The sequence below is a fragment of the Streptosporangium longisporum genome (assembly GCF_039534895.1).
Taxonomy (GTDB): domain Bacteria; phylum Actinomycetota; class Actinomycetes; order Streptosporangiales; family Streptosporangiaceae; genus Streptosporangium; species Streptosporangium longisporum.
On record NZ_BAAAWD010000021.1, the window covers coordinates 26399 to 43527 of the forward strand.

A 17129-nucleotide genomic window follows, 5' to 3' on the forward strand; every position below is an offset into this window, starting at 1 on the left:
GGGTCGTTCGTCGGGGCCGGGAGGCGCGGGTCATCCGTTCGGAGCGGTCGAACCTCATCCGGTGAAAGGAGGGCGGTTCCGGGAGGATTTGGGATGATCATCCTGTCGTTTTTTTCCGGAATCAGAGGAGATGACAGTTGATCACCCTCGCGGGACCCCCTCACCGCGGACGGACCCACCGCGGACGGACGATCGCCGGGCTCGGGCTGAGCGCGGTACTGCTGACCTGCGCCGCCGCACCCCCGGCGTCGGCCGGGCCCGGACCCGCGGGGCCCGCCGCGCCGACCGGATCGGAACCCGCCCCGACGACGGGTTCGGCGACCGCGCCGTCCGGTGAGGCCGGGCGGGCGGCCCTCGACCGTGAGGCACTGCGGTCCACCGTCCGGGCGGTCCACGAGGCCGGCATGTACGGCTCCTACTCCGCGGTGCGCGACGGCGGCGAGCGGTGGAACGGCGCGGCCGGTGTCGCCGACGTGCGGACCCGGCGGCCCGTGCACCCGCGGATGCTGCACCGGGTGGGCAGCATCACCAAGACGTTCACCGCGGTGGCCATCCTCCAGCAGGTGGAGCGCGGCCGCGTCGAGCTGGACGCGCCGGTCGCGCGGTACCTGCCCGGCCTGCTGCCCCAGGACCTGGCCGGCACGGTCACGGTGCGGATGCTGCTCAACCACACCAGCGGCATCGGCGACTACGTCGCGGGCGCCTTCCCCTCCTTCGTCCAGCTCTCCTCGCGGAGCCTCGACGAGCACCGGTTCCGCAGGATCGCCCCCCAGGAGCTGGTGAGGCTCGGGCTGGCGGCGCCGCGCACGGGCGAGCCGGGGCAGAACTGGTCGTACTCCAACACCAACTACGTGATCGCCGGGCTGCTGCTGGAGAAGGTGACCGGCACCGGCGCCGAGCGGTACATCACCCGCGAGGTGATCCGCAGGGCCGGGCTGCGCGACACCTCCTTCCCGCGCACCCCGTTCGTCCCCGGCCCGCACTCCAAGGCCTACGAGGCGCTGTACGGCTACATCGACCCGCCGCGCGACTACAGCGTCTACGACATGTCGTGGGGGACCACCGCGGGCGCGATCGTCTCCACGATGGACGACCTCAACCGGTTCTACCGGGTCCTGCTCGGCGGCGGGTTGCTGTCCCCGGCCCAGCTCGACCAGATGCGGACGACCGTGCCGGTCCCCGACGGCCAGGGCGGCGTCGCGATGCACTACGGCCTGGGGATCTACGCCCAGGACACCCCCTGCGGCCGGTTCTGGGGACACGACGGGGCCGTGTTCGGCATGGGGACGGTCTCGCTGTCCAGCCCGGACGGTCGTCGCCAGATCTCCTACGGCTTCAACCTCATGAAGTACCAGAGGCTGAACGAGAACGGCTACCCGATGCCGCACGCGATCGACGCGGCCATGGGGGCGCACTTCGAGCGGGCGCTCTGCGGCTCGGCCGCGACGGCCGCTCGCGGCCCCGGATGGCCGTCGCTCCTGCCGACCCAGCAGGTCCTGGTCAAGCGCTGACCGTCCGCTGACACCCCACCGGCCGGTCGAGCACCGATCGGCCGGTGGCCCGGCTCCCGTCCGGGTACCCGGACGTCCGGTGCCCGGCCGGGCGACGGGCCGGAGGCTCAGCGGTCGCGGTCGCGGTAGCGCCACCACGCCGGGGCGCGCCCGTCGCGGCGGGCGTCCGTCCCGCCGCGCCCGTACCCGCGCGGTTCCCGGTATGCGCGCGGTTCCCGGTACGCCCGCGGATACCGGTACCCGCGGGGCTCCCGGTACCCCCGGTGGCCGTAGGCGTCCGTGCCGCCCCGGGTGCGGTGACCGCGGTACACCGGCCGGCGCCCGCCGTCCCGCCCGGCCTCGCGCTCGCGCTCGGCGGCCAGGGCCTCGGCCATGCCGGGGGTGAACCCGCCGCCGAAGCGGCCCATGTCGGGACGGTGGAACGGCGTCTCGGAGGTCCCCTCCAGCGCGGCCGCCATCGACGCCACCCAGATCGGTCCCGGCAGCGAGGCGCCCTGGACCGAGCCGTAGTACTCGCCGCCGATCTCCACGTCCCGCAGCGGGTAGCGGTAGGAGCCGCGGATGTCGCCCACGCTGACCGCCGCGGCCAGGTCCGGGGTGTAGCCCGCGAACCAGGCCGAGGTGTAGCCGTTGTTGGTGCCGGTCTTGCCCGCGGCCGGGCGGCCGATGCCCTGGCCGGTCATGGTGCCCTTGGTGAACACCCCGGACAGCAGGTGGTTGACGGCGTCGGCCACGTCCTTCTCGATCGCCTGCGCGCAGCTGGGCGGGATCCGCAGGCTCTCGCCGTCCCGCTCGGCGATCTCGACGATCGCCATCGGACGGCAGTAGCGGCCCCGCGCGCCGAACGCGGCGAACGAGGCGGCCACGGTCACCGGGTCCATCTCGTTCACCCCGAGGGTGAAGGTCGGCACCTCCCGCAGCGGGGCGCCGTCGGCGCGGACGACCCCCAGCGCGCGGGCGGTCCGCACCACCGGGCACAGGCCCACCCTCTGCTCCAGCATCATGTAGAAGACGTTCACCGACTTCCACGTGCCGGTGGACAGGCTCTGCGGGCCGCCCTTGCCCTCCCCGCTCGCGTTGAAGATCTTCGCGCGCGGGTCGTCGACCCTGTTGCCGGCGCAGTCGGTGAAGCCCCTGGCGGGCACGAAGCTGCCGGGCGTCATGAACCCCTGGTCGAACCGCCACCCCTTGGCCAGCGCGGTCGCCAGCGTGAACACCTTGAACGTCGACCCGGCCTGGAAGCCCTGCCCGCCGCCGTGCGCGGTGTCGGCGGGCAGGTTGTAGGTGGTACGGGGGCCGTAGGAGCTGCGGCCGTCGTCGCCGGCGTTGCGGCCGTAGCGCTTGCTCGCGGCCATGGCCCGGATCCGGCCGGTGCCCGGCTCGACCATGGCCTCGGCCGCCACCTCGGTGTCGCGGGCGCGGACGCGCGCGGAGACGGCGCGCTCCGCGGCGAGCTGGGCCTTGGGCGCCAGGGTGGTGCGCAGCACGATGCCGCCCCTGGCCAGGCGGCGCTCCCGCTCGGCGCGGGTGTGGCCGAAGGCCGGGTTGGTCAGCAGCTCCCGGTGCACGTACAGGCAGAAGTAGGGGTGGTCGCTGCCGTTGCAGCCGCCGGGTTCGGGGCGCAGCCGGATGGCCAGCGGTTTTCTCATCGCCGCCTCGGCCTGGGCGCGGGGGACGTAGGACAGCTGGGCCATCCGCTCCAGGACCAGGTCGCGGCGCTCGCGCAGCCGCTCCCGGCGCCGGGCGTCCAGCGACGGGTCGGTCGAGTACGGCGTGCGGACCGCGCCGGCCAGCGTCGCGGCCTGCGGCAGGGTCAGCCGGGAGGCCGGGACCGAGAAGAACCGCTGCGCGGCGGCCTCCACCCCGAAGGCGCCCGCGCCGAAGTAGGCGATGTTGAGGTAGCGCTCCAGGATCTCGGCCTTGGTGTAGCGGCGCTCCATGGCCAGCGCGTACCGCAGCTCGGTGATCTTGCGCTGGATGCTGGGCGCGCGGGCCTGGGCCCGTTCGCTCTCGCTCTCGGAGTTCTCCACCAGGATGTTCTTCACGAGCTGCTGGGTGAGCGAGGACCCGCCCTGGCGCACCCCGCCCGCCCTGGTGTTGGTCACCAGGGCGCGCAGGGTGCCCTTGACGTCCAGGCCCGCGTGCTCGTAGAAGCGCGAGTCCTCGATCGCCACGATCGCGTCCCGCATGACGGGGGCGATCCGCTCCAGCGGCACCACCGTCCGGTTCTCCGTGTAGAACTGGGCGAACCGCTTGCCGTTCCTGTCCAGCAGCACGGTGCGCTGGGGGAGCGGGTTCTCCCGGGGGCCGTCCGGCAGGTCGGTCAGGGTGCGGCTGACCCGGTTGACGGTGATCCCGGCCGTGCCGACCAGCGGTAGCGCGGCCAGCGCGGCCAGCAGCCCGCCCAGCACCCCGCAGGCCGCCAGGACGCGCAGGCAGGCGGCGAGGTCACGTCTCGGCTCCGAGCGGGATGTCACGCATAGTAACGTGCGGCCCGGTGATCACCTGCAAACGCCGATCGCCCAATCCTTACCCGTTCTGCACCTTCTCTCGACGGATCTTCAGCCCGAGCGAGGCGAACTGCTCGAACGGCCGGTGGTACCCCCGCTCGATGTGGTGCACCCCGCGCAGCGTGGACGTCCCCTCGGCCGCGGCGGCGGCCAGCACCGCGGAGAACCCGGCGCGGATGTCGGGCAGCGTCACGTCGGCGCCGCTCAGTTTGGACACGCCGCGCACGACGGCCGAGTGCTTGGCGTTGGTGTCGTGGTAGCGGCAGGCCGGGCCGCCCAGGCACACGTCGAACACCTCGATCTCGCAGCCCATCCTCTGCAGCGCGGGCACGTAGACCAGGCGGTTCTCGAACACCGTCTCGTGCAGCACCGACATGCCCTGGGCCTGGGTGAACAGCACCATCAGGGGCGTCTGCCAGTCGGTCATGAACCCCGGGTGCGTGTCGGTCTGCACCGCCGCCGCCCGCAGCCCGCGCGGGGCCGACGCCGACAGGTAGTCGTCGGTGATGTCGACCTCGGCGCCCATCCGGGCCAGCGTGGTGATCGCGGTGACCAGCCGGTCCTGCGGGCAGCCGTGCACCCGCACCTGCCCGCCGGTGATCAGGCCGGCCGCCAGGTAGGAGAACGCCTCGATGCGGTCGCCGTTGAGCCAGGTGGAGGCGCCGTGCAGCCGCTCCACGCCCTCGATCACGATGCGCCGGTCCGGGCTCAGCTCGATGCGGGCGCCCATCCGCTGCAGGAACAGGGCCAGCTCCACCACCTCGGGCTCCATGGCCGCGCCCTTGAGCACGGTCTTGCCCTCGGCCAGCACCGCCGACATCAGGATCGTCTCGGTGGCGCCGACGCTGGGGTAGGGAAGCTCGATCCGGGTGCCGCGCAGCCGCTTGGCCTTGGCGTACACGCCGGTGTCGCTCACCTCGACCTCGGCGCCCATCGCGCGCAGCGCCTCGACGTGGAAGTCGACCGGGCGGCGGCCGATCGGGTCACCGCCGACCAGCGGCACGAACGCCTCGCCGGCCAGGTGCAGCAGCGGGCCCAGCATGAGGATCGGGATCCGGTTCAGGCCGGTGAACGCCGCGGGGACGTGCGGGTTGATCTGCGGCCCCGGGGCGACGCCGATCTCCCCTGCGGAGATCTCCACGTCGATTCCGAGGGCCCTGAGCATCTGCGCGGTGATGCCGACCTCGCCCACGTCGGGGGCGTTCTGGATGGTGCTCTCACCGGTACCGAGCATCGCGGCGACCATGTGCTTGGAGACGCCGTTCTTGGAACCGCGTACCTCGACGTCACCGCGGAGCGGTCCGGAGGGCTCGATCAGCCATGCCTCTTCGTTCACCCCGCCAGAGTAACGGGGTTCGCATCATGGCCTTGGGTGGCACCGGCCGGACGGATGGGTAACATCGGGCACATCAGCACAGAGGGTGAGGGAGCCATGGTGCGCGCTGTGCGTGACTTCGTGATCACCGTGCTGGTGATCGCCGTCGCCGGGGTCCTCGCCGGGGTGCTGTGGTCGCTGGCCGCGCCGCGCCCCCCGTACGTCGTGACGAAGCAGGGACCGCTGCTGGCCGACCCCTCCACCCAGGCGCTGATCGCCGCGGACGGGTGGTTCGCCGTCGTCACCGGCGGGCTCGGGCTCGTCTGCGGGGCCGTCGGGTACGCGGTGTCGCGCAACGGCCGCCCGGTGCCGGTGGTGGCCGGCCTGGCGGCGGGCGGGCTGCTCGGCGCGCACCTGGCGCTGCTGGTGGGCCGGTCGGTCACCCTGGGCGCGGTGAGCGTCGCGGCCTCCGGGGTGTCGGCCTCGGTGGTGGCCGGGCCGCTGGAGCTGACCGCCAGGGGCGTGCTGTACGCGTGGCCGACCCTGGCCGCCGGGCTCTTCTTCGCCCTGGAGGGCGTCGCGGGCTACCGCGAGTCCCCGCTGCGCCGCCCGTTCGGCGGGGACGACCCGTACGCGCCGCGGTCGACGTACGACATCAGCGACCGGTAGGTCGGCGGCCGGGTCCCGCAGGCCCGGGTCCCGCAGGCCCGGGTCCCGCAGGCCCGGGTCCCGCAGGCCCGGGTCCCGCGGGCCCGGGTCCACGGGCGGGTTCCCCGAGCCGGGTTCCATGGTCGGGTTCCACGACCGGGTTCCGTGGAGCCGGGGCACGCGGGGGACGGGTCAGCGGGGCGGGCGGCGCGCGCCGTGGCCGGTGGCCCGCTCGAACGCGTGGGCCAGCCTCAGCACCGCCATGTCGGCGAAGGGCCGCCCCACGATCTGCACCCCCACCGGCAGCCCGCCCGGGGTGAAACCGCACGGCACCGACGCCGCCGGGGCGTGCAGCACGCTGATCCAGTACGCCGAGCGCATCCACGCCAGGTAGTCCGGGAGCCTCTCGCCGTTGATCTCCGAGACGTAGGGCGCCTCCACCGGGAACGGCGGCACCTGGCTGGCCGGGGCGATCAGGAAGTCGTAGGTGCCGAAGAAGTCGTTCATCCTGCGGTACAGCCCGCTGCGCAGCCGCTCGGCGCGGGCCAGGTCGGCCCCGGTCACCTCGCGGCCCCGCTCGACGTTCCAGCGGACGTTGTCCCCCAGGCCCTCCCGCGGCAGGTCGCCGTAGGACAGGGCGTAGTACCAGGCCCGGTAGATCCGGAACGCGTCCTCGGCGTCCGTCAGGTCCACGTCCACCCGTTCCACCCGCGCGCCCAGCGCGGCGAGCACGGCCGGGGCGTCCGCGGTGACCTCGGCCGTCTCGGCGTCGATCGGCAGCCCGCCCAGGTCCGGGCTCCAGGCCACCCGTACCCCGGTCAGGTCGAGGTCCAGCGGCTCGGCGAACCCGGCGCCGCTCTCGGCGATCGACAGCGGAGAGGCCGCGTCGAACCCGGCGACCACGCTCATCAGCAGCGCCAGGTCCTCGGCGGTACGGGCCATCGGCCCCGGCACGCCGAGGGTGAACCAGGCCGCCGTGGCCGACGGCGCGGGCACCCTGCCGGGAGTGGGCCGCAGCCCCGCCACGTTGCAGAAGGAGGCCGGGTTGCGCAGCGAGCCGCCCATGTCCGAGCCGTCGGCCAGCGCCACCATGCCGGTCGCCAGCGCGGCCGCCGCCCCGCCGCTGCTGCCCCCGGCCGACCTGGAGAGGTCGTACGGGTTGCGGGTGGCGCCGAAGATCTCGTTCACCGTGTGCGAGCCGGTGCCGAACTCGGGGGTGTTGGTCTTGCCCACCGTGATCGCCCCGGCCTCGCGCATCCGCCGCACGATCGGCGCGTCTTCTCCGGGCACGTGCCCGGAGAAGAGCGGCGAGCCGTACGTGGTGCGGATCCCCGCGGTGTCGGTCAGGTCCTTGTGCGCGACCGGCAGCCCGTGCAGCGGTCCCCGCCACCGGCCGCGGGCCAGGTCCCGGTCGGCCTCCTCGGCCTCCTTCCTGGCGCGGTCGGCGACCAGCGTGACGATCGCGTTGACCTCCGGGTTGACCTCCTCGATCCTCCGCAGGTGCGCGTCGAGCAGCTCGACCGCGCTGACCTGCCTGGTCCGCAGCAGCCGGAGCATCTCGGTAGCGGTCAGGTAGTGCATCTTTCCCCCGATCGGATACGACGTCGCGGACGAGTCTGGCCGATCGGCGAGGTGGGGCGCGTCGGCAACCTTCGACAGCGGGGGCGGCGCGGAGGTGGGGAAACGTCACCTGCCGCCCGGGGGGCCTGCTCTCTTCGGGGCCCAGGGGCTCAGGGGCCCAGGGGCTCAGAGGGCGGGGTTCGGGGGCGTCGTGTGCTTCCCCGTCGGCGGTCGCGTGGTCCTGCCTGGCGGTCGTGTGTTTTCCGGTCGGCGGTCGCGTGGTCCTGCCTGGCGGTCGTGTGCTTCCCGATCGCGTGGTTCTGACGGGTGGGCTCGGCGGGAGGTCACGCGGTCCTGCCGATGGGGGCGGTGACGGCCTTGGTGAGGCATACCAGCTCCGCGGGGGAGGTCTCGATCTGCAGCCCGCGCCGCCCGGCGGAGAAGTAGATCGTCCCGAACTCCAGGGCGGAGGCGTCGACCACGGTCGGCAGGAGCCTGCGCTGGCCCAGCGGGCTGATGCCGCCGACCACGTACCCGGTGACCCGCTCGACCTTGGCCGCGTCGGCCATCGCCGCCCGCTTGCTCCCCAGTGCCGCCGCGAACGCCTTGAGGTCGAGCTTGCCCGCCACCGGCACGACCGCCACGGCCAGGCCGCCCTCCACCTCGGCCACCAGCGTCTTGAAGATCCGCCCGTACGGCACGCCCAGCGCGTCGGCGGCCTCCTCGCCGTAGGCCTGGGCGTTCGCGTCGTGCTCGTAGGGGTGCAGGGTGAAATCGGCCCCGGCCTGGGTGAGGGCCACCGTCGCGGGCGTTCCCTGGCCGCCCCTGTTCCTGTTCTTGCTCACGCGGGGAGCGTAGCGGCTGAACGAAATCTACATCGTAAAGGTGCTGTCCGCATGGTGGACGTGACGATAACGGGTGGCGCGCCTCCGTAGACTGAATGGGTGATTTCCCGTACCGACCTGCGAGGGGCCCTCCCCGAGGACCTCCGTGACGTGCTGCCCCGTGCCGACCTCGACGTCGAAGCCGCCCTGGAGAAGGTGCGGCCCATCTGCGAGGACGTGCGCCATCGCGGGGTCGCCGCGCTGCGCGAGCTGACCGCCCGGTTCGAGGGCGTCGAGCTGGAGTCCACCCGCGTGCCCGCCGAGGTGATCACCGAGGCGCTGGCGAAGCTCGACCCGAGGGTCAGGGCCGCGCTGGAGGAGTCGATCCGCCGCACCCGCCTCGTCCATCGCGACCAGGCCCGCGCCGACGTCACCACCCAGGTCGTGCCGGGCGGCACGGTCACCGAGCGCTGGATCCCCGTCGACCGGGTGGGGCTGTACGTCCCCGGCGGCCGGGCCGTCTACCCGTCCAGCGTGATCATGAACGTGGTCCCGGCCCAGGAGGCCGGGGTGGCCTCCCTGGCGGTCTCCTCGCCCGCGCAGCGTGAGTTCGGCGGCTGGCCGCACCCGTCGATCCTGGCCGCGTGCGCGCTGCTCGGCGTGGACGAGGTCTACGCCGTCGGAGGCGCCCAGGCGGTGGCGATGTTCGCCTACGGCACCGAGGAGTGCCGGCCGGTCGCCATGGTCACCGGCCCGGGCAGCATCTGGGTCGCCGCGGCCAAGCGCCTGCTCAAGGGGCGGATCGGCATCGACTCCGAGGCCGGCCCGACCGAGATCGCGATCCTGGCCGACGCCACGGCCGACCCGGTGCACGTGGCCGCCGACCTGATCAGCCAGGCCGAGCACGACACGATCGCCGCCGCCGTCCTGGTCACCGACTCCGAGGAGCTGGCCGGGGCCGTCGAGCGGGAGCTGCCCCGCCAGGTCGCCGCGACCAAGCACGCCGAGCGGATCACCGAGGCGCTGGCCGGGCGCCAGTCGGGCATCCTGCTGGTCGACGACATGGAGGCCGGGCTGCGCGTCGTCGACGCGTACGCCGCCGAGCACCTGGAGATCCAGGCCGCCGGGGCGGCCGAGCTGGCCGCCCGGGTGCGCAACGCCGGGGCGATCTTCGTCGGCTCGTACGCGCCGGTCTCGCTGGGCGACTACATGGCCGGTTCCAACCACGTGCTGCCCACCGGCGGCTGTGCCTGTCACTCCTCGGGACTGTCGGTGCAGACGTTCCTGCGGGGCGTGCACGTCGTCGACTACAGCCGCGAGGCCCTGGCCGAGGCGGCCGCGCACGTGTGCGTGCTGGCCGACACCGAGGACCTTCCCGCCCACGGTGCGGCGATCCGCGCCCGGTTCGACGGGGAGGTGCCGTCGTGACGGCTCCTTCGTCCGGTGAGGCCGGTGCGCCCATGAGGCTGGAGGACCTGCCGATCCGGGACGACCTGCGGGGACGCACGCCCTACGGCGCCCCGCAGATCGACGTCCCGGTCAGGCTCAACACCAACGAGAACCCCTACGGGCCGTCCGCGTCCCTGGTCGCGGACCTGGCCGAGGCCGTGCGGGGCGTCACCTCCGAGCTCAACCGCTACCCCGACCGGGACGCGCTGGAGTTGCGCCGGGAGCTGGCGGGATATCTGGGCCACGGCCTGGGCGTGGAGCAGGTGTGGGCCGCCAACGGCTCCAACGAGGTGCTCCAGCAGATCCTGCAGGCCTTCGGCGGCCACGGCCGGTCGGCGATGGGGTTCGAGCCGTCCTACTCGATGCACCCGATCATCACCACCGGCGCGTCCACCGAGTGGATCTCCGCCTCGCGCGAGGAGGACTTCGGGATCGACCCCGGCAAGGCGGTCGCCGCGATCGAGGAGCACCGGCCCGACGTCGTCTTCCTGACCTCGCCCAACAACCCGACCGGCACCGCGCTGGACCCGGCGCTGATCGCCCGGATCGTCGAGGCGGCGCCGGGCGTCGTGGTGGTGGACGAGGCCTACTTCGAGTTCGCCCGCACCGGCACCCCGTCGGCGCTGACCCTGCTGCCGGACAACCCGAGGCTGATCGTCACGCGGACCATGTCCAAGGCGTTCGCCATGGCCGGTACCCGGGTGGGCTACCTGGCCGCCCACCCGGCGGTCGTCGAGGCCCTGCTGCTGGTCCGGTTGCCGTACCACCTGTCCACGCTCACCCAGACGGCGGCGCTGACCGCGCTCGCCCACCGGGCCGAGCTGCTGAGCGCGGTCGACACGCTGCGGGCCGAGCGGGACTCCGTCGTGCAGTGGCTGCGCGGCCGGGGGCTGACCGTCGCCGACTCGGACGCCAACTTCGTGCTGTTCGGGCTCTTCGAGGACCGGCACGCGGTGTGGCGGGGCCTGCTGGACCGCGGGGTGCTGATCCGTGAGGTGGGCCCGCCGGGGTGGCTTAGGGTTTCGATCGGAACGACCGAGGAGATGGCGGCGTTCCGCGCCGCCCTGGAGGAGATCCTGTGAGCATCACTGCCGGCGGCACGGCCGCGCCCCGTCGCGGTCGGGTCGAGCGCGTCACCAAGGAGACCTCGGTGCTGGTCGAGGTCGATCTCGACGGCACCGGGAACGTCGAGGTGTCCACCGGTGTCGGGTTCTTCGACCACATGCTGAACCAGCTCGGCAAGCACGGCCTGTTCGACCTGACCGTGAAGACCGAGGGCGACCTGCACATCGACTCCCACCACACGATCGAGGACACCTCGCTCGCGCTGGGCGCCGCGTTCCGCGAGGCCCTGGGCGACAAGTCGGGCCTGCGGAGGTTCGGCAACGCGTCCTGCCCGCTGGACGAGTCGCTCGCCGAGGTCACGGTCGACCTGTCCGGCCGCCCGTACCTGGTGCACGCCGAGCCCGAGGGCATGGCGCCGATGATCGGCGCCGAGTACGACACGACGATGACCAGGCACATCCTGGAGTCGTTCGTCGCCCAGGCCGCGATCTGCCTGCACGTGCGCGTCCCGTACGGGCGCAACGCCCACCACATCGTGGAGGCCCAGTTCAAGGCGCTGGCCAGGGCGCTGCGGGCGGCCTCGGAGCGCGACCCGCGTGCCACCGGGGTGCCCAGTACCAAGGGCGTGCTGTGACCGGTTCCCGGACGAGAGGGCGCGGCCGTGAGTGACAACTGGTCGGCGGTCGCGATGGCCTTCGTGGCCCTCTTCCTCGTCGGCGGGATCATCTCATTCATCAAACAGGGCCTGAGGCGGGGCGCGGTGCTGCTCGGCGTTCTGGCGGTCCTGGCGACGACGGCGGCGGTGCTGTGGTGGTGAAGAAGGTAACGGTTCTCGACTACGGCTCGGGCAACCTCCGCTCCGCGGAGCGGGCCCTGGCCCGGGTCGGCGCGGACGTCACGGTCACGGCCGACTACGAGACGGCGATGGAGGCCGACGGCCTCGTCGTCCCCGGGGTCGGAGCGTTCGCGGCCTGCATGGCCGGGCTGCGCGCCGTACGGGGCGAGCGGATCGTCGCGCGGCGCCTGTCGGCGGGACGGCCGGTGCTGGGCATCTGCGTCGGCATGCAGATCCTCTTCGAGACGGGCGTCGAGCACGGCGTCACGACCGAGGGCTGCGGGGAGTGGCCGGGCACGGTGGAGCGCCTGGAGGCGCCGGTCCTGCCGCACATGGGGTGGAACACGGTCAAGGCCCCGGCGGAGACCGCGCTGTTCGCCGGGCTCGACGCGGCCACGCGCTTCTACTTCGTGCACTCCTACGGCGTACGCTCCTGGGAGCTGCATCCCGGGCCGGGCTTCGACGACCCGCTGGTCACCTGGGCCGAGCACGGCGTGCCGTTCGTCGCGGCCGTGGAGAACGGGCCGCTGGCGGCCACCCAGTTCCACCCGGAGAAGTCGGGCGACGCCGGGGCCCAGCTGCTCGTGAACTGGCTGGGAACGATCGCGTGAGCTTTTCCTGCGGCGGATCTTCGGCGGGTGTCTTCGCGACGAGCCTTCCGGCGGGTACGTGGTGAGCAAGGAGCGGGCCAGGCGGCGGGCCGAGCGGGAGGCGGAGCGGGCCCGTCAGGAGGCCCTGCGCGCCGAGCGCGAGGCCAGGCTGGCGCGCCGGCGCGAGCGCGTCGGCAGGGTGACCGCGCTGCTGCCGGGCAGACCCGTCAAAATCGTGTCCCAGGGCGGCATCATGGCCCGGCGCCGCCGGGCGCAGAACGCCGTCGCGGCGGTGCTGTTCCTGATCGTCCAGGTCATCGCCTGGCTACTCTGGTCCTCGTGGGCCGCGCGGTTCGGCACCCTGGTCCTGTCCCTGTTGTTCGTACCGCTTTTCCTCACCCTTGTTTTCGACCGGAGGACCTGAACAGATGTCGCTTGAGCTGCTCCCCGCCGTGGACGTCGCCGACGGCCAGGCGGTCCGCCTGGTCCAGGGCGAGGCGGGCACCGAGACCTCCTACGGCGACCCCCTGTCGGCGGCGCTCGCCTGGCAGGAGGCCGGTGCGGAGTGGATCCATCTGGTCGACCTGGACGCGGCCTTCGGCCGGGGCAGCAACCGCGAGCTGCTCGCCACCGTGGTGGGGGCGCTCGACGTCAAGGTGGAGCTGTCCGGAGGCATCCGCGACGACGCGACCCTGGAGCTGGCGCTGGCCACCGGCTGCCGCAGGGTGAACATCGGCACCGCCGCGCTGGAGAACCCGGCCTGGTGCGCGAAGATCATCTCTGAGTACGGGGACCGGATCGCGATCGGCCTCGACGTGCGGGGGACCACCCTGGCGGCCCGGGGCTGGACCCAGGATGCCGGTGACCTGTGGGAGGTCCTGGAGCGGCTGGAGGGCGACGGCTGCCCCCGCTACGTCGTCACCGACGTCACCAAGGACGGCACGCTGCGCGGCCCCAACCTGGACCTGCTCCGCGAGGTCTGCTCCCGTACGGACAAGCCCGTGGTCGCCAGCGGCGGCGTCTCGTCCCTGGACGACCTGCGTGCCCTGGCCTCGCTGGTCCCGATCGGCGTCGAGGGCGCCATCGTCGGCAAGGCGCTGTACGCGCAGGCCTTCACCCTTGAGGACGCCCTCGCGGCGGTACGTTCGTGATCTGCCTTTCGAGGAGCCTGTGATGAGTGTCGCGGTGCGCGTGATCCCCTGCCTGGACGTGGACGCCGGGCGGGTGGTCAAGGGCGTCAACTTCGAGAACATCAGGGACGCCGGGGACCCGGTGGAGCTGGCCCGCCGCTACGACGCGGAGGGGGCCGACGAGCTCACGTTCCTGGACATCACGGCCTCCAGCTCCGACCGGACGACCATGTACGACGTGGTCAGCCGGACCGCCGAGCAGGTGTTCATCCCGCTGTCGGTGGGCGGCGGGATACGTTCGGTGGACGATGTGAACAAGCTGCTGCGGGCGGGTGCGGACAAGGTCGTCCTGAACACCGCGGCCATCGCCAGGCCCGAGCTGCTGACCGAGGCGTCGCAGCGGTACGGGGCGCAGTGCATCGTCCTGTCGGTGGACGCCCGCCGGGTCGTCGACGGCCCGCCCACGGCCTCGGGGTTCGAGGTGACCACGCACGGCGGCCGCCGGGGCGCCGGCCTCGACGCGGTCGAGTGGGCGCGGCGGGGCGAGGAGCTCGGCGTGGGGGAGATCCTGCTCAACTCCATGGACGGCGACGGCACGCGTGACGGCTACGACCTGGAGCTGATCCGGCTCGTCCGGACCGCGGTGTCGGTCCCGGTCATCGCCAGCGGCGGCGCCGGGGAGCTGGAGCACTTCCCACCGGCGGTGGAGGCGGGGGCGGACGCGGTGCTGGCCGCCTCGGTGTTCCACTTCGGGCAGTTGAAGATCGGTGACGTCAAGGAGACGCTGCGGCTGGCGGGGCATCCGGTTCGCTGATCCCGGTTTTCCTGGATGTGGTGATTCTCAGGGTGGGGCGGCGTCCGGGGTGAGAGCGGGCGGGGTTCGCGCTGCGGCGGGCCGGTGCTCCGGGCGGCCGTCGTGGCGCGCTCCGGCGGTCAGGCCTCCGGCCTGTCGGGCGCGACGGTTACGCTTTCTTATACGCCGCCCGGAACACCGGCCCGCCTCCGCGCACCGCGATCCGGCCGTAGGGGGTGCAGGCCGTAGCCGCTCCGTCTCCGGCCGCCCAGGGTGCGCGCCGACGCTGAAGCCTCCCTGCGGGACGACCCGGGGGAGCCGCCGTAGCTGAAGCGCCCCTGCGGAAAGGAGCGCAGGGTCGGGCCTTTCGAGCGCAGGGCCGGGCCTTTCGGCGACGGTACAGCTCCTGTGACGCGGTGCGGCGCCGCGCTCACCAGCCGCCGGTGCCGAAGACGGTCTCGTCGCGGGTGCCGTCCGTGATCCACCACACCGACACTCCCCGCTCCCACCCCGATTCCTCGGAGTAGTAGGCGGACCAGGTCAGCGCCAGCTCGTCCCGGCCGTCGCCGTCGTAGTCGGCCGCCCCCTGCAGTTCTGCCCGGCGGTTCGAGCCGGACTCCTTCCGGCCGGTCGGGCTTGTGGCCGGCCCGAGCCGCTGGGTCGTCTTCCCGCTGCGACGCAGCCCGGAGCCTCCGCCGTGGAACAGCTCGACGCGGCCGGGGCCGCCGTCCTGGCCGAGGTCGACCGCGAGGTCGTCGTCCCCGTCGCCGTCGTAGTCTCCCGCCACCAGGTCCCGTGCGAACCTGATGTTCCTGAACACCTGTGGCGCACGTCGCGCCCCGCCGAAGGAGACGGTCATCACGCCGTCCACCTCGGGTGGCTCGGTCTCGTGCCCCGGTTCGCCGTGGCGTCCGCCGTCGTCGGCGACCACGACGTCGTCCCTGCCGTCCCCGTCGAAGTCGCCCACGGCCACGGTGCCGCCCTCGTTCAGTGTGGAAGGGGTGCGGGAGAGGCCGGTGGGGCCGCCCTTGAGGAGCCACGGCGCGTTCTGGCCCTCGATGCCCGAGATGTGCTCGACCAGGTCGGTGGCGCGGTGACGGCCGATCCTTCCCGCGATCATGGGGCCGGGCGCCTCTCCGTCGGGTGAGCGCCGGATGTCGTGACGCCGGGCGGTGCCGACCCAGGCGAACGGTCCGTAGAGCAGCGCCAGGTGGGTCGAGAAGAAGGGGGCCGGATTGTCCGTTTCCCGTGCCGGGATCGCCAGGTCGGCGTTGCCGTCGCCGTCGAAGTCCCCCGCGGTCCCCGCCTCCATGAGGGCGATAGAGGCCGAAAGGCTTCCGAGGGGGGTCGGTCTGACCGTGGGATCCACCCCCTTCGGGCCGCCCCACAGGATGTACGGCGCCTCCGGCTTCTTGAGCGTCTTCGCCGGACGGCCGTGGGCGAGGATGTCGGCGAAGCCGTCGCCGTTCAGATCGGCGGTGCTCGTCCCCAGGGTGAATTCCACGTGCGTGGAGGCCACCGTCGTCCGGGTCACGGGATTCAGCCCGTGCCGCGAGCCGTACACGATCACGAGATCGGGTGACCAGCGGTCGTGGGGCACGAGGAGGACCAGGTCGGCGAAGCCGTCGCCGTTGACGTCGCCGGGGTCGCGGCTGCCCTTTCCCTCGGGGGGCGGCAGTGCCACCTGCCTCTCCTGATCCGGCCGGGGGGACGACGACGGTGGTGGTGACGGCGGTTCGGGCAACAGCGCCGACGGGGTCACGTACGGCACCGGGGACGCGTCCCGCTCGGTGACGAGGGTGCATCCGCAGAGCAGCAGGGCGAGGGCCGGGAGTGTCAGGTTTCTCGTCTTTATTTTGACCTCCTATGTATTTATGGATATGTCGGGATATTAGGGCTTTGTAAGGTCGGATATGCGGCTTGCAAGTCATTCTCAAGGCGTGGATGCCGGGGTGAAAGCGGCTCATCGTACATATGAGGGGCAACAGCGAATCCCACCCGAAAGGACCACTTCCATGGGACGCGCCTCTCGTTCACTTCTCGGTCTCGCCGTCGCCGTCGCGGCGAGCGCCACCGTCCTCGCCGTGCCGACCGGCGCGCAGGCCTCGACCGCTCACAGCGCGTGCGACGCGTCACTGGTGGCACCCGAGGGCAGCCTGATCGGTGGTCTGTGGCGCTCCAACGGCGGCCAGGGCAGCGTCTACGGCTGCCCCACCAGCAAGGAGTTCGGCTACCCCGACAAGCGCGGTTCCTGGCAGACCTTCCGCAACGGCAAGATCGTCTGGTCTCCGAACCTGGGCAACGGCACCCTGGTGCGCGCGTACCAGAAGGGGAACAAAGTCGTCTTCAAATGGAGCGGCGTGGGGCGCGACTGGGACTTCTTCAACGTCCGCTGGAGCAAGGACGGCGGCCGGGCCACCCAGGTCAAGGTCGGCCGGCTGACCCCGTGGAGCGGCCAGTACGTCATGACGCCGTACTGCGACGGCGACGTGTGCAGCACCACCAACGGGCACGAGGTCAACAGGTTCGCCTTCGTCGTCCAGGGGTGCGACCGCGGCACGTTCAGCTCCGACTGCGGCCCCTGGAGCATCCCCACCTCCGTCCGTGTCGCGCACTGAGCCGTCGCGTCCGGCGAGCCGCGGGGGAGCAGGTGAGGGTCACGGCGCCGGGGGCGCTCGGGGGCGGGGTCGAGCCGGTCAGCAGGGGTGTTCGGCGGCGGGGTCGAGCCGGTCGGCGGGGGCGGGCTCGATCCCGTGGCCCGCACGGGCCGCTGACGGGCGGGATGTCGGTGGGGACGGGGTCAGGCGCCGGGGGCCTGCGGGGGCGGGGCCGCGCACCGGGGGGTGACGGTGATCGTGACCGTGCCGGTGGTGCAGCCTCCGGCCAGGGTGCACGCCTC

At 72.9% G+C, this 17129-nt stretch carries 16 protein-coding genes; 11 read left to right on the plus strand and 5 right to left on the minus strand.

Annotation, left to right across the window (positions count from 1 at the left end):
- The first annotated feature begins 137 nt into the window (after positions 1-137).
- Positions 138-1511 carry a serine hydrolase domain-containing protein gene (locus ABD832_RS35300; RefSeq protein ID WP_344904667.1) on the plus strand — a complete coding sequence of 458 codons (1374 nt, stop codon included), beginning with the start codon at positions 138-140 and terminating at the stop codon, positions 1509-1511.
- Between the two features lie 107 nt (positions 1512-1618).
- On the opposite strand, the gene ABD832_RS35305 is transcribed toward ABD832_RS35300, so the two are convergent.
- Both ABD832_RS35305 and murA read right to left on the minus strand, forming a co-directional pair.
- The gene (locus ABD832_RS35305; RefSeq protein WP_344904670.1) at positions 1619-3988 is read right to left on the minus strand and encodes a transglycosylase domain-containing protein; all 2370 of its coding nucleotides are present in this window, start codon (positions 3986-3988) and stop codon (positions 1619-1621) included.
- Between the two features lie 52 nt (positions 3989-4040).
- Positions 4041-5357 (minus strand): UDP-N-acetylglucosamine 1-carboxyvinyltransferase, encoded by a 1317-nt coding sequence (murA, locus tag ABD832_RS35310; RefSeq protein WP_344904674.1) that lies wholly within the window; start codon positions 5355-5357, stop codon positions 4041-4043.
- Between the two features lie 108 nt (positions 5358-5465).
- Here murA and ABD832_RS35315 point away from each other — a divergent pair, with 108 nt between their 5' ends.
- Positions 5466-6005, plus strand: a complete 540-nt coding sequence (locus tag ABD832_RS35315) for a hypothetical protein (RefSeq protein WP_344904677.1) — start codon at positions 5466-5468, stop codon at positions 6003-6005.
- Positions 6006-6176: 171 nt separating this feature from the next.
- Here the strand turns inward: ABD832_RS35315 and ABD832_RS35320 are convergent, their stop codons facing one another.
- Positions 6177-7565 carry an amidase gene (locus tag ABD832_RS35320; protein ID WP_344904680.1) on the minus strand — a complete coding sequence of 463 codons (1389 nt, stop codon included), beginning with the start codon at positions 7563-7565 and terminating at the stop codon, positions 6177-6179.
- Positions 7566-7888: 323 nt separating this feature from the next.
- Positions 7889-8389 carry a Cys-tRNA(Pro) deacylase gene (gene ybaK / locus ABD832_RS35325; protein WP_344904682.1) on the minus strand — a complete coding sequence of 167 codons (501 nt, stop codon included), beginning with the start codon at positions 8387-8389 and terminating at the stop codon, positions 7889-7891.
- A 99-nt stretch (positions 8390-8488) separates the two neighbouring features.
- Between ybaK and hisD the strand changes: the two genes are divergently transcribed.
- The 8 genes from hisD to hisF all read left to right on the plus strand — a co-directional run bounded on the left by hisD (position 8489) and on the right by hisF (position 14251).
- Positions 8489-9796, plus strand: a complete 1308-nt coding sequence (hisD, locus tag ABD832_RS35330) for a histidinol dehydrogenase (RefSeq protein WP_344904685.1) — start codon at positions 8489-8491, stop codon at positions 9794-9796.
- 32 nt (positions 9797-9828) lie between these two features.
- Complete coding sequence (locus tag ABD832_RS35335) at positions 9829-10899, plus strand: histidinol-phosphate transaminase (RefSeq protein ID WP_344904707.1); 1071 nt, start codon at positions 9829-9831, stop codon at positions 10897-10899.
- The gene (hisB, locus tag ABD832_RS35340; RefSeq protein ID WP_413224699.1) at positions 10896-11516 is read left to right on the plus strand and encodes an imidazoleglycerol-phosphate dehydratase HisB; all 621 of its coding nucleotides are present in this window, start codon (positions 10896-10898) and stop codon (positions 11514-11516) included. The genes ABD832_RS35335 and hisB overlap by 4 nt, the downstream gene beginning before the upstream one ends.
- Before the next feature lie 27 nt (positions 11517-11543).
- On the plus strand, positions 11544-11699 hold the full coding sequence (locus ABD832_RS35345) for a hypothetical protein (protein ID WP_344904689.1): 156 nt from the start codon (positions 11544-11546) through the stop codon (positions 11697-11699).
- The gene (gene hisH / locus ABD832_RS35350; protein ID WP_344904692.1) at positions 11693-12328 is read left to right on the plus strand and encodes an imidazole glycerol phosphate synthase subunit HisH; all 636 of its coding nucleotides are present in this window, start codon (positions 11693-11695) and stop codon (positions 12326-12328) included. Before ABD832_RS35345 ends, hisH begins: the two co-directional genes overlap by 7 nt.
- A 61-nt stretch (positions 12329-12389) precedes the next feature.
- Positions 12390-12731 (plus strand): hypothetical protein, encoded by a 342-nt coding sequence (locus ABD832_RS35355; protein WP_344904695.1) that lies wholly within the window; start codon positions 12390-12392, stop codon positions 12729-12731.
- 4 nt (positions 12732-12735) lie between these two features.
- Complete coding sequence (gene priA, locus ABD832_RS35360) at positions 12736-13458, plus strand: bifunctional 1-(5-phosphoribosyl)-5-((5-phosphoribosylamino)methylideneamino)imidazole-4-carboxamide isomerase/phosphoribosylanthranilate isomerase PriA (RefSeq protein ID WP_344904698.1); 723 nt, start codon at positions 12736-12738, stop codon at positions 13456-13458.
- A gap of 22 nt (positions 13459-13480) precedes the next feature.
- Complete coding sequence (hisF, locus tag ABD832_RS35365) at positions 13481-14251, plus strand: imidazole glycerol phosphate synthase subunit HisF (RefSeq protein ID WP_344904701.1); 771 nt, start codon at positions 13481-13483, stop codon at positions 14249-14251.
- Positions 14252-14660: 409 nt separating this feature from the next.
- Here hisF and ABD832_RS35370 read toward each other — a convergent pair whose 3' ends face one another.
- On the minus strand, positions 14661-15914 hold the full coding sequence (locus ABD832_RS35370; RefSeq protein ID WP_344904418.1) for an FG-GAP repeat domain-containing protein: 1254 nt from the start codon (positions 15912-15914) through the stop codon (positions 14661-14663).
- A gap of 331 nt (positions 15915-16245) precedes the next feature.
- Between ABD832_RS35370 and ABD832_RS35375 the strand changes: the two genes are divergently transcribed.
- Positions 16246-16848, plus strand: a complete 603-nt coding sequence (locus ABD832_RS35375; protein ID WP_344904415.1) for an LGFP repeat-containing protein — start codon at positions 16246-16248, stop codon at positions 16846-16848.
- Positions 16849-17129 lie beyond the last annotated feature (281 nt).

Bases quoted from the DNA above. Each gene is read 5' to 3' on its own strand.
- ABD832_RS35320 (WP_344904680.1), bottom strand. From the start codon at position 7,565: ATGCACTACCTGACCGCTACCGAGATGCTCCGGCTGCTGCGGACCAGG.
- ABD832_RS35335 (WP_344904707.1), top strand. From the start codon at position 9,829: ATGAGGCTGGAGGACCTGCCGATCCGGGACGACCTGCGGGGACGCACG.
- priA (WP_344904698.1), top strand. From the start codon at position 12,736: ATGTCGCTTGAGCTGCTCCCCGCCGTGGACGTCGCCGACGGCCAGGCG.
- hisF (WP_344904701.1), top strand. From the start codon at position 13,481: ATGAGTGTCGCGGTGCGCGTGATCCCCTGCCTGGACGTGGACGCCGGG.
- ABD832_RS35375 (WP_344904415.1), top strand. From the start codon at position 16,246: ATGGGACGCGCCTCTCGTTCACTTCTCGGTCTCGCCGTCGCCGTCGCG.